This window comes from Bowmanella dokdonensis (assembly GCF_017254865.1).
Lineage (GTDB): Bacteria > Pseudomonadota > Gammaproteobacteria > Enterobacterales > Alteromonadaceae > Bowmanella > Bowmanella dokdonensis.
This window is the reverse complement of the sequence record NZ_JAFKCV010000425.1, coordinates 1-281: the sequence shown is the minus strand read 5'-3', so window position 1 is coordinate 281 and position 281 is coordinate 1. Positions and strand designations below refer to the sequence as shown.

General features: G+C 49.5%; 1 pseudogene. It reads left to right on the top strand.

The window, feature by feature from the left end:
- Positions 1 to 57: 57 nt before the first annotated feature.
- A pseudogene (locus J0A66_RS23160) lies at positions 58 to 281 on the top strand (rod shape-determining protein RodA); the annotation flags it as partial.

Here is a 281-nt window from a genome sequence, read left to right as displayed (position 1 = left end):
CGCCAATTGCACGCCAAATAATGGATTATTTCTTCACTATCCACCCACTTGAGTCTTATGCAGAAAACCAAGTTAGACCCGAATAAGCGCAGTATCTGGCAAAAGATACATATTGACCTGCCGCTGTTGCTGGGTTTGCTCACCTTGATGGGTGTCGGCTTGTTTGTGATCTACAGTGCCGGCGGCCAGGACTGGGATTTAATCAAGCGCCAGCTGATCCGTCTGACCTTAGCATTAGGCGTTATGTTTGTCGTCGCGCAGATCCCACCTTTGGCTTACCG